Annotated in this window: 16 protein-coding genes; 11 read left to right on the top strand and 5 right to left on the bottom strand. The window is 62.8% G+C overall.

Annotation, left to right across the window (positions count from 1 at the left end):
- The first annotated feature begins 14 nt into the window (after positions 1 to 14).
- From lpdA to ACILSQ_RS29280, 3 genes are all read left to right on the top strand, one after another.
- Positions 15 to 1,391 (top strand): dihydrolipoyl dehydrogenase, encoded by a 1,377-nt coding sequence (gene lpdA / locus ACILSQ_RS29290; RefSeq protein ID WP_395747253.1) that lies wholly within the window; start codon positions 15 to 17, stop codon positions 1,389 to 1,391.
- 51 nt (positions 1,392 to 1,442) lie between these two features.
- A complete protein-coding gene (locus ACILSQ_RS29285; RefSeq protein WP_395747252.1) occupies positions 1,443 to 1,643 on the top strand; it encodes a hypothetical protein in 201 nt (66 codons plus the stop codon).
- 68 nt (positions 1,644 to 1,711) lie between these two features.
- Positions 1,712 to 2,683 carry an amidohydrolase family protein gene (locus tag ACILSQ_RS29280; protein WP_395747251.1) on the top strand — a complete coding sequence of 324 codons (972 nt, stop codon included), beginning with the start codon at positions 1,712 to 1,714 and terminating at the stop codon, positions 2,681 to 2,683.
- A 135-nt stretch (positions 2,684 to 2,818) separates the two neighbouring features.
- On the opposite strand, the gene ACILSQ_RS29275 is transcribed toward ACILSQ_RS29280, so the two are convergent.
- The 3 genes from ACILSQ_RS29275 to ACILSQ_RS29265 are packed head-to-tail and all read right to left on the bottom strand — an operon-like array spanning position 2,819 to position 5,846.
- Positions 2,819 to 3,955 (bottom strand): ABC transporter permease, encoded by a 1,137-nt coding sequence (locus ACILSQ_RS29275; RefSeq protein WP_395747250.1) that lies wholly within the window; start codon positions 3,953 to 3,955, stop codon positions 2,819 to 2,821.
- Positions 3,952 to 4,881 (bottom strand): ABC transporter ATP-binding protein, encoded by a 930-nt coding sequence (locus ACILSQ_RS29270; protein WP_395747249.1) that lies wholly within the window; start codon positions 4,879 to 4,881, stop codon positions 3,952 to 3,954. Before ACILSQ_RS29270 ends, ACILSQ_RS29275 begins: the two co-directional genes overlap by 4 nt.
- A gap of 5 nt (positions 4,882 to 4,886) precedes the next feature.
- Positions 4,887 to 5,846, bottom strand: a complete 960-nt coding sequence (locus ACILSQ_RS29265; protein WP_395747248.1) for an HlyD family secretion protein — start codon at positions 5,844 to 5,846, stop codon at positions 4,887 to 4,889.
- A 122-nt stretch (positions 5,847 to 5,968) separates the two neighbouring features.
- Here ACILSQ_RS29265 and ACILSQ_RS29260 point away from each other — a divergent pair, with 122 nt between their 5' ends.
- On the top strand, positions 5,969 to 7,036 hold the full coding sequence (locus ACILSQ_RS29260) for a thiamine pyrophosphate-dependent enzyme (RefSeq protein WP_395747247.1): 1,068 nt from the start codon (positions 5,969 to 5,971) through the stop codon (positions 7,034 to 7,036).
- A 7-nt stretch (positions 7,037 to 7,043) separates the two neighbouring features.
- Here the strand turns inward: ACILSQ_RS29260 and ACILSQ_RS29255 are convergent, their stop codons facing one another.
- A complete protein-coding gene (locus ACILSQ_RS29255; RefSeq protein WP_395747246.1) occupies positions 7,044 to 9,611 on the bottom strand; it encodes a discoidin domain-containing protein in 2,568 nt (855 codons plus the stop codon).
- 93 nt (positions 9,612 to 9,704) lie between these two features.
- Here ACILSQ_RS29255 and ACILSQ_RS29250 point away from each other — a divergent pair, with 93 nt between their 5' ends.
- On the top strand, positions 9,705 to 10,445 hold the full coding sequence (locus ACILSQ_RS29250) for a helix-turn-helix domain-containing protein (RefSeq protein ID WP_395747245.1): 741 nt from the start codon (positions 9,705 to 9,707) through the stop codon (positions 10,443 to 10,445).
- A gap of 6 nt (positions 10,446 to 10,451) precedes the next feature.
- Here the strand turns inward: ACILSQ_RS29250 and ACILSQ_RS29245 are convergent, their stop codons facing one another.
- Positions 10,452 to 11,033, bottom strand: coding sequence for a GNAT family N-acetyltransferase (locus tag ACILSQ_RS29245; RefSeq protein WP_395747244.1), 582 nt, complete (start codon positions 11,031 to 11,033; stop codon positions 10,452 to 10,454).
- Between the two features lie 136 nt (positions 11,034 to 11,169).
- Between ACILSQ_RS29245 and ACILSQ_RS29240 the strand changes: the two genes are divergently transcribed.
- The 6 genes from ACILSQ_RS29240 to ACILSQ_RS29215 all read left to right on the top strand — a co-directional run bounded on the left by ACILSQ_RS29240 (position 11,170) and on the right by ACILSQ_RS29215 (position 20,130).
- Complete coding sequence (locus ACILSQ_RS29240; protein WP_395747243.1) at positions 11,170 to 13,332, top strand: ATP-dependent RecD-like DNA helicase; 2,163 nt, start codon at positions 11,170 to 11,172, stop codon at positions 13,330 to 13,332.
- A 33-nt stretch (positions 13,333 to 13,365) separates the two neighbouring features.
- The gene (locus ACILSQ_RS29235; protein ID WP_395747242.1) at positions 13,366 to 14,718 is read left to right on the top strand and encodes a hypothetical protein; all 1,353 of its coding nucleotides are present in this window, start codon (positions 13,366 to 13,368) and stop codon (positions 14,716 to 14,718) included.
- Between the two features lie 97 nt (positions 14,719 to 14,815).
- Positions 14,816 to 15,832 (top strand): AAA family ATPase, encoded by a 1,017-nt coding sequence (locus ACILSQ_RS29230; protein WP_395747241.1) that lies wholly within the window; start codon positions 14,816 to 14,818, stop codon positions 15,830 to 15,832.
- Positions 15,829 to 17,628: a hypothetical protein gene (locus ACILSQ_RS29225; protein WP_395747240.1), complete on the top strand. Its 1,800-nt coding sequence runs from the start codon at positions 15,829 to 15,831 to the stop codon at positions 17,626 to 17,628. Before ACILSQ_RS29230 ends, ACILSQ_RS29225 begins: the two co-directional genes overlap by 4 nt.
- Before the next feature lie 19 nt (positions 17,629 to 17,647).
- Positions 17,648 to 18,676, top strand: a complete 1,029-nt coding sequence (locus tag ACILSQ_RS29220) for an ABC transporter ATP-binding protein (protein WP_395747239.1) — start codon at positions 17,648 to 17,650, stop codon at positions 18,674 to 18,676.
- A gap of 8 nt (positions 18,677 to 18,684) precedes the next feature.
- Complete coding sequence (locus ACILSQ_RS29215; RefSeq protein WP_395747238.1) at positions 18,685 to 20,130, top strand: hypothetical protein; 1,446 nt, start codon at positions 18,685 to 18,687, stop codon at positions 20,128 to 20,130.
- Position 20,131 lies beyond the last annotated feature (1 nt).

Below are 20,131 nucleotides of genomic sequence, written 5' to 3'. Positions count from 1 at the left end.
TCTCTCAAAAATACATGAACTACGACCTCATCGTCATCGGCGGCGGGCCTGCGGGCTACGTCGGAGCCATTCGCGCAGCACAACTCGGCAAAAAAGTGGCCTGCGTCGAAAACGACCGCGCCGGGGGCACCTGCCTGAACTGGGGCTGCATTCCCACCAAGGCCCTGCTGAAGAACGCTGAGCTCTACCACACCCTCACCCACCGCGCGGAGGAGTTCGGCCTCAAGATCGGCAGCGTCGAGTACGACTGGTCCAAGGTCATCGGCCGCAGCCGCGGCGTGAGCGACAAGCTCAACAAGGGCATCGAGTTCCTCTTCAAGAAGAACAAGGTGGACTACCTCAAAGGCACTGCCAGCATCCCTGCCGCAGGCAAGGTGGAAGTGACCGCCGCAGACGGTAAAAAGGAAACTCACGAGGCCGCCAACATCCTCATCGCCACCGGTGCGAAAAGCCGTCCGATGCCCGGCTTCCCCTTCAATGGCAAGACCGTCATCGGCAGCAAGGAGGCCATGACCCTCGAAAAACAGCCGAAGAGCATCATCGTCATCGGCGCCGGCGCCATCGGCATTGAGTTTGCCTACTTCTTCAACGCCTACGGCACCAAAGTGACCGTCGTGGAAATGCTGCCGGACATCCTCCCCGTCGAAGACACCGAAGTCAGCAAGACCCTGGAAAAGAGCCTCACCAAGGCCGGCATCCGCATCCTCACCAACACCAAGGTCACCGGCACTTCCGAAGACGGAAAAGGCGTGAAAATCACCGTCGAAGGCGCCGCCAACGAAACCCTTGAGGCGGACGTCTGCCTCGTCGCTATCGGCGTCGCCCCCGTGCTTCCCGGCGGCATCGAGCTCAAGCTCTCCGACCGCGGCTGGCTCCAGACCGACGACCGCTATCAGACCTCCGTCAAAGGCATCTACGGTGCCGGCGACATCATCGGGCCGCCCTGGCTCGCCCACGTGGCCAGCTATGAGGCCGTGCAGTGCGTGGAGGGTCTCTTTACCAAGCACAAGCCCAAGAAAGTCGGCGTCTTCCCCGGCTGCACCTACTGCCACCCGCAGGTGGCCAGCATCGGCCTCACCGAGCGCGCGGCCAAGGAAAAGGGCCTCAAGTTCAAGGTCGGCAAGTTCCCCTACGTGGCCAGCGGCAAGGCCCTCGCCGCAGCGGAGCCGGAAGGCTTCGTCAAGATCCTCTACGGCGAGCCTCACGGCGAGATCATCGGCGCGCACATGATCGGCAGCGAAAGCACCGAGATGATCGCCGAGATCGGCCTCGCCATGAATCTCGAAGCCACCTGGGACGAAATCGAAGCCACCATCCACGCCCATCCGACCCTGTCGGAAATGGTCAAGGAGGCCACCGAAGTCGCCAAGGGGCATCCGATTCACGTGTGAGTCAATTCTCCCCCCCCCGGCCTCATGCGCTTTGGGTATCATATCCAAGGGATGGAATTGCTTAAAGCGATGTTCGCCGGGTGGAGTTATCTCTTCTCACGTTCATGCCGGATTAAGAAGCACCGCGAGTGGCGGGAAAATGGATGGCTGCCGGTGACGCTGGAGGTCATCTACGGCCTGCTTGGGATTCTGCTGTCGCTTGTCGTGATCTGCCTTGCCGGGTTTGCCGTTTGGAGTTCGCAAAGTCATTGAACCATCGAAAGATGTTCGACCTGCATTCCCGGCAAGTCGGCTTGCAGCATCACGTATAGCATCCACCCATGAACCGCCGCCAGTTCCTTCACACCGCCTCCGCTTCTGCTGCCGCCCTCACGGCTTCCTCCTGCACCACAACCACCCGGCGTGCGGACAAGCTGATCATCGACACCCACCAGCACCTCTGGGGCGGCGACTTCGTGAATCCTCCTTGGCTCAAAACTGCGCCCGAAGTGTTGCGGCATAATTATCTCACGCCGGAATACCAAGAGGCCACTCACGGGCTCAACGTGAAGGCCATCTACATGGAGGTCGATGTGGCTCCCAAAGATCACGTCAAAGAAGCCGACGCCATCGTAGCGCAAATCCGTGCGCGCAATACCCCCACCATCGCCGCCACCATCGGCGGCCGCCCCGCTTCCGCCGACTTCGAAAGCTACGTGCAGCGCTATGCAGGCACCGGCATCGTCAAAGGCCTGCGGGAGGTGCTGCATCGCCCCACCACCCCGCGCGGCTATTGCCTGCGCCCGGAGTTCGTGCGCGGCGTGCAGACTCTCGGCAGACACGGCCTCAATTTCGAACTCACCATGCGCCCCACGGAACTGCACGACGCCGTGAAGCTCATCCAGCAGTGCCCTGAAACCCGCTTCGTCCTCGACCACTGCGGCAATGGCGACCCCAAGGCCTTCAATCCCAAACTCGGCCCCGGCCTCCCGCGCACCTGCACCGCCGACGGCTGGAAGCGCGGCATCGACGCCGTCGCCGCCTGTCCCGGTGTCATGTGCAAAATCAGCGGCATCGTCGCCTTCGTCCCTCCGGGAGAATGGCGTGCCGAAGACCTCGCCCCCGTAGTCAACCATTGCCTCGATGCCTTCGGCCCCGACCGCGTCTTCTTCGGCGGCGACTGGCCCGTCTGCCTCCTCGGCAGCCGCGTGCGCGGCTGGGTGGAGGCGCTCAAACAGATCGTCGCGTCACGACCTTTTGATGATCAGCGCAAGCTGTGGTCTGGCAATGCGACGCGCTTTTACAAGCTGTAGCGCCGTACAGTAGCCATCTCGCTCCGCGAGATGAGCCCAGCGCTTTCGCAAACATCTGCATGGTGACGGTACGTGAACGCACCGCGAGGGCGGACACGCTCAGCTCATCTCGACGGAGCGAGATGGCTGCTGTACTCAATCCAGCGTCTGTCGGTACCGCATCACGCCGATAAACAACGCCACCAGTGCAAACAGCGCGATCTGCCAGAGCTGCAGCGAGATGTCCATCAGCGTGTTCCCCTTCAGCAGCACTCCGCGCACGATCCGCAAAAAATGCGTCAGCGGCAGCACCTCGCCAAGGTACTGCGCCCACTGCGGCATGCCGCGAAACGGAAACATGAAGCCCGACAGCAGCAGCGAGGGCAGAAAGAAAAAGAACGAACCCTGCACCGCCTGAAGCTGATTTTGCGCCAGCGTGGAAAACGTGATCCCCACCGCCAGATTCGCCGCGATGAAAACAAACGCCGCCAGAAACAGCGGCCCCAGGCTTCCCATCATCGGCACATGAAACAGGAAATGCGCCGCCAGCAGGATCAGCGTGATCTGAATGTACCCGACAAAGATGTACGGAATGATCTTCCCCAGCAGCACCTCAAACGGCCGCGTCGGCATGGAGAGCAGATTTTCCATCGTGCCACGCTCGCGCTCCCGCGTGATCGCCAGCGCCGTGATCATGACCATCGTCATCGTCAGCACCACGCCCATCAGGCCGGGCACAATGTTGTACTGCGTCACCGCCTCCGGATTGTACAGCGCATGAATGCGCAGATCGATCGGCGCCGCGCTTTGCGCCAGATAGGCCAGCGGACCCTTGAAGTCATTCTGCAGCGCCGTCGTCAGCAGCGGGCGCATGATGTTGATCGCATTGCTCGTCGCCGCAGGATCAGTGGCATCAGCTTCAATGAGCACGGTCGGCTTGTCTCCTCGCAACAAGTCACGTGAGAAATCCTGCGGAATGGTCACGACAAACTGCACCTCGCCATGCTCCAGCACCTCGCGCGCTTCGTCCTCGCTGTGCACCTGCCGCACAAACTCGTAGTAGCTGCTGTTGCGGATGGCGCTCAGCAGCGTGCGCGCCTGCGGCCCGTCATCATTCATCAGCACCGCTGCGGGCAGGTGCTTGGGGTCCGAGTTGATCGCAAAGCCAAACAGCAGAAGCTGCAGCATCGGAATCCCGATCATCATGCCAAAAGTCACACGGTCCCGCCGCATCTGGATGAACTCCTTGATGATGATCGCCAGGAATCGGGTGATGGAAAAGTAGCGGTTCATGCGGCAGCGGCAAAGTTGTCCTTCGACTTGTCCATCAGGTGAATGAACACATCCTCCAGCCCGGAGCGAATTTGAGTCCATTCATGATCCTTGCGGTACGGCTCGATGGCCTTCTCCAGCGCGGCCTCATCCCCACCGCTCACATGCAGGCTGCTGCCAAACGCCACCGCCTGATGAATGCCCGGCTTCCCCCGCAGCTCGCCCGCCAGCTTCAGCAGGTCGCCGCCCTTCACCTGCCAGGTGGTCAGGTGCGCGCTCTCGACCACCTCCTGCACGGTCCCATGCGTGAGCAGATCGCCATACGCAATGTAGGCCAGCCGGTGGCAGCGCTCCGCCTCATCCATGTAATGCGTGGTGATCAGAAACGTCAGACCCTCGGCCGCCAGTTGATGAATCTGCTCCCAAAAATCCCGCCGCGCCTTCGGGTCCACACCCGCCGTGGGCTCATCCAGCAGCAGCAGCTTCGGCTCGTGAATCAAGCAGGCCGCCAGCGCCAGCCGCTGCTTCCACCCGCCGGAGAGCTGCCCCGCTAGCTGCTGCTCACGCCCTGCAAGGCCCAGCCGCTTGATGGATTCGCTCACCGTCTTCTCCCGGTTCTTGATGCCGTACATGCGCGCCACAAAGTCCAGGTTCTCCCGAATGCTAAGGTCTTCGTAAAAGCTGAAGCGCTGCGTCATGTAGCCCACCTGCTTTTTGATCTCCTCGCTCTGCTTGATCACATCAAACCCCAGGCAGGTGCCGCTGCCTTCGTCCGCCTTCAGCAGGCCGCAAAGCATGCGGATGAAAGTGGTCTTGCCGCTGCCATTCGGGCCCAGAAAGCCGTAGATCTCGCCCTTCTTCACCTGCAGGTCGATCTTGTTCACGACCGTGCGCGTGCCGAAGCGCTTCGTCATCCCTTGCACGTCGATGGCCAGGTCCTCGCTCATCGGCTTCAAGGCGCAAATTCCACATCCACCGGCTGCCCCGGGTGCAGCTTCGCGGCCACGGCATCGTCAAACCGCAGCTCAATCATGAACACCAGCTTGCTGCGGTTCTCCTGGCTGTAGATCACCGGCGGCGTGTACTCCGCCTGCGCCGCGATGAAGCTCACCTTCGCATTCAGCGCCCCGGCCGCGCCATCCAGATGCACCTTCACCGCATCTCCCACCTTCAGCTTCGCCAGCCGTGTCTGCGGCACAAACGTGCGCACCTTGATGTTGGCCGGCGGCAGCAGGGATATCACCGGCTTCCCCGCGCTCACGATCTCTCCTTCGCGGTACAGCGTGTCATCCACCACGCCCGCATGCGGAGCGCTCTGCTGCTTTTGGGAGAGATCCCACGCCGCCTTCGCCAGCGAGGCCTCGCGCGCTTTCATCTCCGCTTCCAGCGCCGCCACCGCATCGCTGCGCATGCCTAGGTTTGCGGTCTTCAGGTCCGCCTCCAGTTGCTCCACCTTTTTGTGGTTCTGAATGTTCGCGCTGCGCGCCTGGTCCGTGCTGTCCACCGCCACCGCGCCGGATTTCGTCAGCTCAAGCTGCCGCGCCAGCTCGATCTCCGACAGCGCCGCCGCCTCCCGCGCCTGCTTGAGCTGCGCCTCCAGAGACGCCAGCTCTGTCGGCCGCTTGCCCTTCTGCGCATCCTCCAGCGTTTTTTTCGCCTGCTGCACCCGGTGGCTCGCCTCATCCCGCGCCGCTGTTTCCGCCACGTTCTCCAGTTCAAACAGCACATCCCCGGCTTTCACCTGCGCGCCGCGCAGCACGTTCAGCTTTGTCAGCTTCCCGCCCTGCGGCGCAGACACATACACAAACTCGCCCTCCACATACCCTTGCAAAACATTGGACGGCGGGCGTTTACACCCCGACAACCCGAGAATCAGCACCACGGCGCTGATGGAATGGAACAACTGCTTCATGAGGGAGAGAGAAGGGAGAGCGGCTATCGTGTTACGGATGGGTTGCAAGATGTGGACGCCACGCTCCAACCTCAAGCTCGACTTTCTCCCATCGCTTGTCCAAACTCTCCGCAACCATGCCCATGAGCCCCTCGGACGAGACAGATTACTCGCTTGCCGCAGTCAATGCGGCGCTGACTCCGGCGGACAAAATCCAGCTCTTTCGAGAAATGGCCCGCATCCGGGCCTTCGAAAACGTGGCTGTGCAACATTACCAGGCCGGTCGCATGGGCGGCTTCCTCATTCTCCAGGTTGGGCAGGAGGCCATTCCCGTGGCCGTACGTTCTCTGATGGGACCGGACGATCACAGCATCTGCAGCCTGCGCGGCATGGGCACCGCCATCGTGTCGGGAATGAGCATGCGCGAAGGAATGGCGGAGCTGTTTGGCAAGGCGACCGGCTGCTCCAAGGGCAAGGGAGGGCAATTCGGCTTCTATGCGCCTCAGCATCGCCACTGGGGCGGTCATGGCTATGCCGCCACGCAGACGGCTCTGGCCGCTGGACTGGCCTTTGGACTCAAGTACCAAGGCAAAACCGGCGCGGTGTTCTGCTTTCTTGGCGACGGAGCGGTGAATCAGGGAACTTTTCACGAGTCGCTCAATCTCGCCTCCCTCTTCAGCCTGCCGGTGATCTATCTCATCGAAAACAACGGCTATGCCATGGGCACCTCGGTGAAGCGCTCTTCCGCCATCAACGGCTCGCTGGCCCGGCGTGCAGCGGGCTATAAGATCGACTGGGACCTCATCAATGGCGACAGCGTCTATGAAATCCGCGCCAAGCTGCAGCCCGCGATTGAGCGTGCTTATCATGAGCACCGCCCCACCGTGCTGGAGCTTTCCACCTATCGGTTCGAAGGGTTCGCCATCGCCGATGCCAACAAGTTCAAGTATCGCACGAGGTTGGAGGTCGAAGACAGGCAGCAGAATCACGATCCGTTGCGGCTATGGGCGGCACAATTGGAGAGCGAAAATTTGATGGATCAAGAAGGCCTGAAGCGCATCAAAGCGGCAGCTTTCGCTGAAGCCCGGGCGGCGGCGGAGTTTGCCAGGACGAGCCCGCGCCTTCCCCCTGCCGCAATCATGACCGACATCTACTGGGAGGTCGATTGCGCTACTGCGGCAGGTTCCACAGGCCGGCACTTCTTTTCTTGAGAGTGGCTCACTTCTTCACCACCCCCAGCACCTCCAGCTCATGAATGGACCAGTAGGTCCCTTTCACCTCGCCTGTCTGCGAGATGCGGATCGCCCTGGCCTTCGTTGGCTTGGGGAAAAGGTATTCTACAGCGCCAGCCTCGCCCTTCCCTTGCAGTACCGGCTTTTCCCATTCGGTTCCGTTGAGTGAGAGCTCGATCTTGTACTGCCGCGGGTAGTCGTTGTGAGACTTGCCGGTGTCGAGAATCAGGCCGGAGATTTCGGTGGCTTCGGGCAGATCAATTTGAAACCACATGTCCGGAGTCTGCGGCTTGTGGGTGTCCCAGCGCGTTGCGATGTCTCCATCGACGGCTTTGCCAACCTCCTTCGCGCCATGGCTCGCGCTGAGCTTCCACGCACTGCGGTTCTTCAGCGGCTGCGGATACAGCGCCTGCAGCTCTTCGATGGTCCAGGGCGTAGTGCGCTTGGCGAGTTCCTTGCGCAGCTTCTCCACTTCCTTCTTCTGCACCAGCTTGCCGTTGTTGCCAAAAGCCTTGCGGATGTAGCTCGTCACATCGGCGATCCACTGGTCGTTGTTCGTCGCCATCGGCACCATTTGTGCTTCGTAGGTCCTGCCGTTGATCGGACCAGCGAGGCCGTTCATCATCACGCGCACGATTGCGTCTCCCTGCACCGCTGTTTTGGATCCGGCGAGCGGCGGCGCCAGCGTGGCCCCTTCACGTCCGGCGATGGGCATGCCGTTGCCATCAAAGCCATGGCAGGCGAAGCAGAGCGAGCGGAAGATTTCCTGCCCGCGCTCCAACTGCTTCTTCTCATCCTTGCTGAAGCTGCCGCTGATCTTCGGCGCCTCCACCAGAAGCTGCGCGCCGATCTCCCTCACGCCGATGCTGGGCGAGGTCATGAGCGCCATCTGCGCTTCCAGCTTCCAGTTCGGCCAGTTGAACAGGCGGCTGGTGTAGAGCGTCTGCAGCACCACCGTCGGGTCCTTGTCAGCACGCAAGGCCTTGATGTCCGCGATCAGCGCAGTGTCGCCTTTCTTCAGCAGGCTCTCCGCCACACGAATCGCATTCGCGCGGAGCTGCGGGTGCTCATCCTTCATCGCCATGCGGACGATTTCAGGCGTCACGGCATCCAGCCCCTCAAGCGTCCACAGAGCGTGCAGTCGCGCGAGGTGGTTTTCGTTCTTCGCCGCCATCTCAATCAGCGCGGGCACCACGGTCTTGTCATTCTTCACCACCAGCATGCGCTGCGCGGTATCACGCCAGAACCCGTTCGGATGCGTGAGATGCGCCACGAGCTGCGCAGGGGTCTCACCGATCATCTTCGGCTGCGGCCCCGGCTTGAAGTCCTTGTGCACCAGGCGCCACACACGGCCGTGGCCGGTCACGTGCTGCATGCCGGTGGGCTCGATGGCACCGCGCAGAAAGCTGCCCGGCTTCACCCAGTTGCCTTCCTGAATGATGCCGCGATATGCGTCCACAATGTACAGGCAGCCGTCGGGGCCCGTCGTCATGTTCAGCGGGCGGAAGTTGGGATCGCTGCTGCGGATGAACTCGGTCATCTCCGCCTCATACGGATTCGTCACCGTGGTGATGCCGTCCTTCACATCCACAATCGCACGGCGGATCAGGCGGCCCACCGGCTCGGGAAGAAACACATTGCCATACAGCTCCTTCGGCAGGCGGTCACCACGATAGATCGTCTGTCCGGCACAGCCGGTGAAGTGGTTCAAACGCAGATCCTCTGGCGAATGAAAGCGCCCCGGCCCGCCTTGGAAATCTCCCAGCGCCACGATCGGCCACACCGTGTCGAACTTCTCGCTCTTCTGCTGCGGCACATTGATCGCCGCGTAGAGGATCGGCGCCTGGTAGTTCCACAGGCCCTTCTCACCGCCCGCATTGCTCCACCACATCTTGCCGTAGTCATCCTGCGCCAGCCCCCACTGCCCGCCATTCGAAGCGGTGTTTTCCTTCAGCGGCGCATCCTTGCCGTTCCAGCGCAGGCGGTAGCTGTTGTAGGTCGTGTAAATCCAGTTGTCCAGGCCCCACACCAGCCCGCTCGGCTGATGCTCCATGTTGCCGCCGCGCGGCCCGCCCACATACCATGCGGACTGCTCATCGGCCACTCCGTCACCATTCGCATCGCGGTGCATCGTGATGTCATTTGTGTCCGTGATGCCCACCAGCACCCGGTCATCCAGTGGCAGCACCATGCGCGGCAGCAAAATGTTGTCCAGATACACGCTGTGCTTGTCGTACACGCCGTCACCCTTCGTGGATTCATGCAGCGAGATGCGGCTCTTCGGCGTCAGCTCATCCGTGCCGTCGATGTCCTGCATGTAGGTCCGCATCTCCACCACGTACATCTTGCCGTTGCCGTCAAAGACGATCGCCGTCGGCTCCTTGATCAGCGGATCACTCAGCACCAGCTCCAGCGAGTAGCCGTTCGGCAGCTGGATCGTCTTCAGCTCCTCCTCGGCGGTCAGCGCCTTGATGGGAAAGGTGTAGGTCGGCTTCGTTTGCGCAAACGCAGCGGAGCCTGCAAGCGCGAGGATGGGGAGGAGGCGGAGGTGCATGACGGACGGAGTTGGTAAAATCGCATGTTAACATACTTCCGCCGCTCTGCGCTCCTTTGGTGACAGACCGCCAATCTTTGTTAAAATCCGGCCATGCCGCTGCCACGTCTCCAGGCCGAGTTTTTCTCCCGGATCGCCGATCCCCAGGGCGTGCGCGCCGTTTTCGAGCACATGCCCGGTGTGTTCTTCTTCATGAAGGACGAGCAGGGCAGGCACATCGCTGCGAACAGCGCCACCTTCGAACGCTTCGGCATCAAAAGTGAGCGCGAACTCGTCGGCGCCATGGATGAAAAATTCTTCCCGCCCGAAGTCGCCAAAGCCTACCGCGAAGACGACCAGAAAGTCATCCGCAGCGGGAAGCCCCTCATCAACCGCCTCGAAGTCTGGTATGACGAGCAGCGCAATCTGAACTGGTTCCTCTGCACCAAGCTCCCCGTGCGCGACAGCCGCGGCAAAGTCATCGGCGTCATGGGCATCACCCGCCGCGATGAAGACCGCATGCGTCAGCACGATGTGCGGGAGGTGGCCGCCGCTATGCAATACGCCAGTGAGCACTGCCATGAAGTCGCCACCACCGCCGAGCTCGCCCGCGCCGCTGGCGTTTCAGAGCGCCACCTCCACCGCAAGCTCCGCGCCGCCCTCGGCCTCAGCCCCTACGAGCTGCTGTTGCGCACCCGCATCCAGTCAGCGGCCGAGGCTTTGGCGAAAACCTCCACGCCCATCATCCAGATCGCACTCGATCACGGCTTCTGCGATCAGAGCGCCTTCACCCAGCAGTTCCGCAAACGCACCGGCATGACACCCAGGGAGTTTCGCCGCAGGCATCACGGCTGAGGCCATTCATTTTCCCGCGCGGATCAATTCCAGCCTCCGTCGCAGGCTGCCCGCGGCCGTTGTTTCTGGCAGCAGGGATTCATCCAGCTTCAGCGTTAGCTCCCATCCGCCATGGGACTGCCTCACATGCTCCGCACCCAGGCTGGCCCACCACGTGAGCATCACATGATTTTCATCCATCACGTTCGCCACAAACTGCCGGATGCCGGCCTCCCGCGCCTCCGCCCACAAGACTGCCAGCAGCAGCGTGCCCACGCCCTGCCCTTGAAACTCATCCGCCACCGTAAAGGAGACCTCCGCACTCTCCGCAGGGTGGTCCAGGCGCCAGTAGGAGCCGCCACCCAGGCCCGGAATGTCGTCATTGTTTTCGATCACGATCACCCACGTCCGGTGCTGGCCGCCGTCATCCGTGCACAGCCGCTCGATGAATTTCGGGTTCGCCCCCTGCACCCGCGTCCAGAACCTGAAATACGTGGACTCCGGCGAGAGCCTCCTGAAGGCATCCGTGATCCGTTCCCGGTCATCCGGCGTCAGCGGGCGCAGGATCACAGGAAGCTGATCGCGCAGCAGCAGTCGGTAACTGGGCATCAAGGCAGGCATCGGTACGGGAATGAAATTCCAACAGTTACGTGAGCAAACGCCTGTTGGTGACACATGATTGACCGCGCCGTGTCCAAGCATCGCCGTTGGCAATCACATTTCCGCAGTGCTAGCCTTCTCACCCATGCCGCCGCCACGCACCACCGCCAAACCCGAAGTCCTGCGCGGACTCGTGGACCGCGTGGTGTTCCACAATGAGGACAACGGCTACTGCATCCTGAAAATCGTCCCCGCAGGCCGCCAGGAAGTCGTCAGCCTCATCGGCAAAGCGCCGCGCGTCGTCGCCGGCGAAGAGTTCGAAGCCCGCGGCGTCTGGGAGCCCAACCGCGACTTCGGCCCGCAGTTCAAAGCAGACGAGTTAAAGCTGAAACGCCCCGATTCTCTCGCCGGCATCGAGCGTTATCTTGGCAGCGGCCTGATCGAGGGCATCGGGCCCAAGTATGCCAAACGCATGGTCGAAAAATTCGGGCCCAAGATCTTCGACATCATCGAAAACGAATCCAAAAAACTCGAGGACGTCGAGGGCGTCGGTAAAAAACGTCGCACTGAAATCCGCGAGTCATGGATGAAGCAGAAGTCCATCCATGGCATCATGCTCTTCCTGCATCAGCACGGCATCAGCTCCTCCCGCGCCCTGCGCATCTATAAAACGTACGGCGAGGAAGCGCAGGCCGTGCTCAAAGAGAACCCCTACCGCCTCGCGCAGGACATCCGCGGCGTCGGCTTCAAGACCGCCGACGATATCGCCTATCAGCTCGGCGTCGCCGAAGACGCACCCGAGCGCATCAGGGCAGGCATCCTCCACGTCCTCGAAACCGCCGCCGGCAGCGGCCACTGCTGCCTGCCGGAAACCGAAGTGATCAAAAAGGCCGCCGAACTCCTCGGCGTCGAAACCCTCATCGCCCCACAAATCGAAGCCCTCATCACCGGGGACAAAGTCGAGCGCCACGCCGAGTTTTTATATCTTCCCTATCTCCGCGCCGCAGAGCAAAGCATCGCCGCAAACATCCGCTCCCTTGCCTCCCTCCCTTCCTCTTACCCAGCTATCGACGAAGACGCCGCCCTCGCCTGGGTGATGAAGAAGACGGGCAAGGAGCTTGCCGAAAGCCAGCAGCGCGCCGTGCGCGAGGCCCTGCGTCATCGTCTCCTCATCATCACCGGCGGCCCCGGCGTCGGCAAGACCACCATCCTCCGCAGCATCCTCCTCATTCTCCAGAGCAAGCAGGTGAAGCTCGTCCTCGCCGCACCCACCGGCCGCGCCGCAAAGCGCCTCACCGAAAGCACCGGCCTTGAAGCCAAGACCCTGCACCGCCTTCTCGAATATCAGGGCGAAGGCCAGTGGGGCCGCCATCGCGGCAAGCCGCTCGTGGGCGATCTCTTCGTCGTCGATGAAGCCTCCATGATCGATGCCCCGCTCATGGCGCAGTTCCTCGCCGCCCTGCCAGACGGCGCCCACCTCCTCATTGTCGGCGATGCTGATCAGCTCCCCTCCGTCGGCCCCGGCATGGTGCTCTACGATCTCATCGCCAGCGAAAAGGTCCCCTGCGTCAAGCTCACCGAGATCTTCCGCCAGGCCGCCAGCAGCCGCATCATCACCAGCGCTCACGCCATCAATCGCGGCCAGGTCCCCGACTTGAAAACCTCACGCAGCAGCGACTTCTTCTTCCTCCAGGAATCCGAGCCCGAGGAGATCAAGCACACCCTCGTCGAACTCGCCCACACCCGCCTTGCCGCCAAGTACGGCCTTGATCCCATCCGCGACATCCAGGTGCTCACGCCGATGAACCGCAATCTCCTCGGCACCCTCTCGCTCAATCAGTCCCTGCAGCTCGCGCTGAATCCGCCCAACGAACTCAAGTTCGAAATCGAGCGCTTCGGCATCACCTTCCGCGTTGGCGACAAGGTCATCCAGACGCACAACAACTACGACAAGGAAGTCTTCAATGGCGACATCGGCCACATCGTCACCATCGATCCCGACCCGGTGAAAATCCACGTCCGCTACGATGCCGACCGCCTCGTCGCTTACGAGCCCGGAGAGCTCGATGAACTCCAGCTCGCCTACGCCCTCAGCATTCACAAAAGCCAGGGCAGCGAGTTCCCCTGCGTCATCATCCCCGTCAGCACCCAGCACTACGTCCTGCTGGAGCGCAGCCTCATCTACACCGCCATCACCCGCGCCAAAAAACTCTGCGTCCTCGTCGGCGATGAGCGCGCCCTCTCGCTCGCCGTCAGCAAACAGGAAAGCCGCAAGCGCTGGACCGGCCTGCGCCAATTATTGTCCTAGTCATCTGCCGCGGGATCGCGTATGACTCCCGCCATGACGGACCAAGTTCAGCTCTCCACCGCCTGGTTGAGGCAGGCGCGCCGCACCCGGCGCAAGGTGAACCTCGGCTGGTGGCTCGCGCGGGCCATGCCGCTTCTGGTCATCGGCGGCGTCCTCGGCTTCATCGTCATTTTTGTCCTGCGTTCACGTGGCATGGAGCTCGGCTGGCACCATGTCTGGCCGTGGGTGGCCTCCGGCTTCGCGCTCTTGCTCATCACAGGCTGGCTTCTCGCGCGGCAGCAGTTCGTTTCCACCTCCCAGGCCCTGGTCCGGCTGGAGTCCGAGCTGCATTTGCACAACGCACTCACCACAGCATCGGCAGGCCGCGGCGTGTGGCCGGCGTTGGTCTCTGCGGCCGATGACGGCTGGCGCTGGCGCTGGCGCGCGGTTGGCGGTCCCGTTGTGGCGTTTGCCGCCAGCCTCGCCCTCGCCATCCTGCTGCCAGTCGCGCAGGACGCCGAGGCGAAAGGTCCCACCGTCGAGCCCCAGGCCTGGGCGCAGATGGAGGACTGGCTGGAAAAGCTCAAGGAAGATCAGATCGTCACCGAAGAGGAAAAACAAGAGCAGCTCGCGAAGATCTCGGAGCTGCGCGAGCAGCCGCCGGAGAAGTGGTTCAGCCATGAAAGCCTGAACGCCGGAGACACGCTCAAGGAGCAGCTCCAGCGCGACATCAAACAGCTCGCGCAAAACCTCACCACCGCCGAGCGCAGTCTTAACGCGCTGAAAAACTATGCCGACCAGCTTTCGGTGGAGGCCAAGGAGCAGCTCCTCAAGGACTTCGATCAGGCCCTCGCAGACATGAAATCGAGCGCGCTTGAGCTGGACCCCTCGCTGCTGAAGGCGCTTGAGGGCATCGAACCCAAAAACCTGCAGGGACTCTCCAAGGAACAGATGAAACAACTGCGCGAGTCGATGAAAAAGAAAGCCGGCGCCTGCAATGGCATGTGCAAAAATCCCGGCTTCCTCGGCGATGGCGAAGGCGAGGACGATGAACTGGCCGAGGCCTTGGGGCTGCTGAAAAAGCAAGGTCAGGGCCTGGGCCTGGATGGAGAGGGGCCCGGAAATGGCGGCGTCACCCGCGGCCCGGGCACGGCGCCGCTGACGCTGTCCGACGAAGAAAACGACTTCGGCACGAACAAAAACGAAGCCGTTTCAAACACCGACATGTCCCGCGCCCAGGTCGGCAACATGCTGGCGCTGCAAAATGGCAGGCACGAGGTGGACAAAACCGCCAGAGGCCCCCAGGCCGCCGGCACCATTCAAAACGCCGGTCAGGGCGGCGAGCAGGTGTGGCGTGAATCATTGACGCCTGAAGAAAAAGCCGTGCTGAAACGCGTGTTCAAGTAATCGCCGCCGCCACCTGTTCCACGTGTTTTTGTGAAATGTGTGTGAAGTGAAGTTTTCATCTCGACACCACGCGTTCGTTCTTGTTTTAGTCGGATGAATGACAGACGCCTACGCTTCCGCCTCAGAAATTCAGTCGGCATCCCTACCCGTTGCTGATCTGCGACGAACGTTGAACGAGGTGCTCTTTGGGCAGGCCGAGCTCGTGGAACTGGTGCTTTGCGGCGTCATCGCCCGCGGCCATGTGCTGCTGGAGGGCCTGCCCGGGCTTGGCAAAACGGAGCTGGTCAAAGGCCTGTCAAAGGCGCTCGGCCTCACCACGCGCCGCGTGCAGTTCACCCCGGATCTGCTGCCTGGAGACATCACCGGCAATCCCGTTCTGCAGGAGGTGGATGGCAGGCGCGAGTTCGTGTTTCAGCCCGGGCCCGTTTTTACAAACCTCCTCCTGGCGGACGAAATCAACCGCGCCTCGCCGAAGACGCAGTCCGCACTGCTGGAAGCCATGCAGGAGCGCCGTGTCACGGTGCTGGGGCAGACCCACTCGCTGCCAGACCCCTTCTTCGTGCTCGCCACCCAGAACCCCATCGAGCTTGAGGGCACCTACCCGCTGCCGGAGGCGCAGGTGGACCGCTTTCTCTTCAAGCTCGAAGTGCTGCGCAATTCGGCCGAGACGCTGGCCAAGATCGTGACCCAGCGGGAACTCGGCGTGGAGCCGCAGGTGGCTTCGGTGGTCACACGCGAGGCCTTCGCGCAGATCCAGGCCACCGCACGGCGCATCTACCTGCCCGAGATCGTGGCGGACTACATCGCACGCATCGTGGATGCCACGCACCCCGGCCAGTCGCAGGCGGCGCAGGGCGTGCGCTTCGGCGCCAGCCCGCGCGCGGCCTTGAGCCTGGCCGCCGCTTCCAAGGCGCGCGCTCTGATGCATGGCCGCCCCAATGCGAGCTTTGAAGATGTGCAGGCCCTGGCCCTGCCGGTGCTCAATCACCGCGTGCTGCTGGACTACACCGCCCGCATGGATGGCAAAACCAGCGCCGGCGTGGTGCGCGCCATCCTGGCGGAGGTGCCGGTGCAAAATCTCGCCACACCCCGCACCCTGAAGGAGGCGGCATGAAATCGTTTCACCGCCTGCTGCTGGGGATCGCACTGCTGGGCGCGGCAACGGCCCACGCGCAGAAAAACATCGCCAATGAAGAGCTGGACCCGGCCTCTGGCACCCGCCTGCAGGTGCGCAGCGTGTTTGATCCGGTGCCGCCTTCGGGCTATGCGCCGGTGCGCGTCGTGGCCACGAACGGCACGGGTCGGAACGCTCGCTGGGGTTTTGATTTTCATTCGCAGACCCAGTACTACCGGCAGCAAAACGAGCACCGCAGCAGCTTTGCGCTCGATGTGCCCGCGCGCTCCACCCAGTCGGCGTTGTTCATGGTGCCGCTGGCCGTGGACTACGGGGACAGAACCTCCGGGGGGACGTCCGGCCACGTGCTGCGCGTGGATTTCTCAGGCACGGGTTTTGATGTGGGGTCAAAATACGAGCATGAAAACCGCGTCACTCATCGCGCGGCGCTCGCCCTGAGCGAGACGCTGGCGGAATTCAGCATCACCCAGCTTAACAAGGAGATGGAGTCCAGGCTCCGCTCCAGCAGCGGCGGCTACTACGGCGGCCCCGTGGCCTTTGGCAGCCGCTTTGACGTGTCGGACCTCCCGGACTCCTGGCTGGGCTACAGCGGCTTTGACTTCATTCTCCTCAGCAGCACCGACTGCCAGAAGCTGAAGCCGGGGGTGAAGCGCGCGCTGCTGGAATGGGTGCGGCTGGGCGGCACGCTGCATGTCTATCTTTCGCCGGGTTCGCTGGCTGCTTCGCTGGGGCTGCCGGGGGTGACGGATGCGGGATCAAAGGTGGTCTCGCTGGGGCGAATCGCGTTCTTTGGCTGGGATGGCAAGACCCTGCCTGCGGGGGAGACGATCAGCCGCTACTGGGGTGAACGGCCGCGCCTGGAAAGTCTCAGGACTGATCATGCCGCCTCGGGCTCATGGCCGTTGCTGTCGCTGCTGGGCACGCGCAGCTTTGCCTCATGGCAGGTCATCGTGTTCCTCGTCGTCTTCGGCATGCTGGTGGGCCCGGTGAATCTCTTCGTGCTGGCTCCCGCGGGCAGGCGGCACAAGCTCTTCGTCACCACGCCGCTGCTCTCCATCGGCGCCAGCCTCGTGATGGTGGTGCTCATCCTCTTTCAAGACGGCACCGGCGGCACGGGCAGGCGTTTTCTCGCCATCAATCTGGAGCCTGAGGAAGCCGCGGCCTACGTCACGCAGGAGCAGGTCTCCCGCACGGGCGTGCTGCTCGGCGCCGCTTTTGAAATGAAGCAGCCCGTGCTCATCGAGCCCCTGTCCATGCCGGACACACCCTGGGCCAAGCTGAAAAACTCCGTCAATGTGCAGCCCGCGGACCTGACTCAGGACGGACGCGAACGCCGCGGAAATTTCTTCCAGAGCCGCGCGGAGCAGGGCCAGGCGCTGCGTGCCGCCGTCTCCACCCGCGCCCGCATGGAGCTCAAGGCGGGCGCCGCGCCGGATGCCCCGCCCACCTTGATCTCCGCGCTCGGTTTCACGGTGGAGGAACTCTTCTACACCGATGCCGCCGGCGCGCACTGGCGGCTGGAAAAACCCCTGGGCACCGGCCAGAGCGCCACCCTTCTCAAAGCAGATGACAGCGCTCAGCGCCTGTGGCGGGAGGCGGCCTTCGATCCCGCCGTGAGCTCACTGAAGACGTCGCTCATCCGCGCCACCACCGACCGGCGCCCGTTTTTCGTGGCAAAGGCCCGCCAGGCCCCGGATTTCACCCTCGACACCCTGTCCTCCATCCGCTGGGAGAATGATCGCATCGTCGTCTTCGGCCCGGTGACGCAGCCTTGAACTCCGCCCTTCGATTTTCATGTCATCGTCCGTTTCCAAATCCGCAGCCCTTCCCGAGATGGACCGCAGCCAGCCCGCGGTCGTCGTGGATGATCTGCACCGCAGCTTCGGCGCCCTGAAGGCGGTGGATGGCGTCTCCTTCCAGATTGATCACGGTCGCGTGGTCGGCTTCGTCGGCGCAAACGGCGCGGGCAAGACCACCACCATGCGCATCATGGCCACGCTTGATTCTCCCGGCAGCGGCCAGGTCCGCATCGGCGGGCACAATGTGGTGCATCATCCCGCGAAGGTGCGCCGCCTGCTCGGCTGGATGCCGGACAGCTTCGGCACCTATGAGCACATGACCGTGCTCGAATACCTCGACTTCTACGCGCGCGCGCTCGGATTCAAAGGCGCGGACCGCGTGCGCCGCATCCAGGAGGTGATGGACTTTACCGATCTCACGCCCCTGGCCGACCGCATGAGCAACAAGATGTCCAAGGGACAGACCCAGCGCCTCTGCCTGGGCCGCGCGCTCCTGCACGATCCGCAGATTCTGATTCTCGACGAGCCTGCCGCGGGTCTCGATCCCAAGGCGCGCGTGGAATTAAAAAACCTCATCCGCATTCTCGCGCAGGAAGGCAAGACCATCCTCATCAGCTCCCACATCCTCAGCGAACTCGGCGAGATGTGCGACAGCCTCCTCTTCATCGACAAAGGGCGCATCGTTCATCATGGCGATGCTGAAAGCATGGTGCGCGGCACCGAGACCGCGGGCGAGACTCTTGTGAACGTGCAGCTCGCCGGCGAGCCCTCCAGGCTCATCGAATGGGCGCTCACCGCTCCCATGATCAAGATCGAGGAGGAAACCAAGCGCGGCGCCCGCCTCCGCATCCAGGCCACCGATGAAGAGACTCTCTCCGGAGTCCTCCGCCGCATGATCCAGGACGGCCTGCCCGTCCTGGACTACCACCGCGAAGAACGCCGCCTCGAAGACGCCTTCATCGACATGCTTGGGCAGATCGACAAAGGCACGCTCAAGGCTGCGCCGCCGAAAAACGCCGAATGACGGTGCGCATGACTTCCTCCTTCTCCATCACGGATTTCCCCGACCGTCTCTCCCCCATGGTGGTGAAGGAGCTGCGGCAGGGGCTGCGCACGCGGCTCTTCGCCGGTGTGCTGCTGGTGCTGCATCTGCTGCTCGTCGGCTTCACGCTCATGAGCGGCGGCGCGGAAAATGCGGCGGTGGTCAGCGGATGGTTTGACGGCATCATCACCCTCGTGCTCTGCGTCATCATGCCCTTGCGCGGGTTCTCCGCCGTGGCGGACGAGTTGAAGTCCGGCACGCTGGACATGCTGGCGCTCACCCGCCTTTCGGCCGGGCGCATCGTCTTTGGCAAATGGGCCGCCATCGCCTCGCAGTCGCTGCTGCTCATGTTCAGCATGCTGCCGTATGTGGTGGCGCGTTTCGTCTTTGGCGGGCTGGATCTCTTTGGCGAGGTGCTGGCCCTGTTCTACAAATGGCTGTTCGGGGTGGTCCTGGCGGCGGTGATCGTGGCGCTCTCCACACAGCGCCAGTTCTGGCTGCGGGCCGTTCTTGTGTTCCTGCCGCTCCTCATCGGCGGCTGTGGCGCGGCCTCTTTCCTCATGATGGCACGCGTGAGCGGCGGCGCGTCCTCCAGCGTCCTGTCCTATGGCCTGGCAGCGGCGTCCGGCGGAGGTTCCATCCTTCTGACCTTGGTCATGGCGGCCTGGGCCGTTTTCTTCTTCCTCAGCCTGGCGGCCACGCGCATCGCGCCCGCAGCCTCGCTCCTCAGTGTGGTCAAACGTTCCGTGCATCTGGCTGGCCTCGTCGCGTTGATGCTGCTGGGCTGGCTCACGGGCTCGGGGGCCTCCATGGCGGTGACGATTCCCAGTGTGGTCTTCCTGCTCATGATCGACTGCCTCACCGAGAGGGTGAACGAAGTGCCTTCCGTGTATGCCGCATTTTACCAGCGCGGCTGGCCCGGCCGCCTGGCCATGTGGCTGCTGGCGCCGGGCTGGGTCACGGGGCTGCTTTATTCCGCGCTGCTCGTGGGGCTGGCGGCGGCATACGTGGCATGGTTCCGCAGCGTGGAGGAGGCGGAGCTGGCCTTGGTGAGTGCCGCGGGAGTCTGGCTGATCGCCGTCCTGGTGCAGCTCTTTTCCACGCGCAGATCACGGGATCTGCTGCCGCCCTTCATCATTTTCTGGCTCATCGTCCACGTGCTTGTCGGCGTCCTTGGCAGCCTGCTGCTGATGCCCTTCACTCTCAAGCACGACACCGCCTGGTTTAGCTGTGTGCTGCCGCAGCTCCTGCCTTCCGGATATGCCGCGGCCGCGCCGGGGGACAAGGCCGCGCTGCTGGAGTTCGGCATGCTCGCGGCCGGCGTCTGGCCGGTGCTGCTGCTGATCGCTGCTGTCCCGGCCTGGCGCCGCGCACGCGCGGTACGGCAGGAGGGCTGGCGCATCACTCACCATTCCAAAGGAGGCGCCGCCGCCTGAC

This window comes from Prosthecobacter sp., assembly GCF_044227185.1.
In the GTDB taxonomy this organism is placed as follows: domain Bacteria; phylum Verrucomicrobiota; class Verrucomicrobiia; order Verrucomicrobiales; family Verrucomicrobiaceae; genus Prosthecobacter.
The sequence above is the reverse complement of the archived record's forward strand: the minus strand, read 5'-3'. Positions and strand labels throughout refer to the sequence as shown.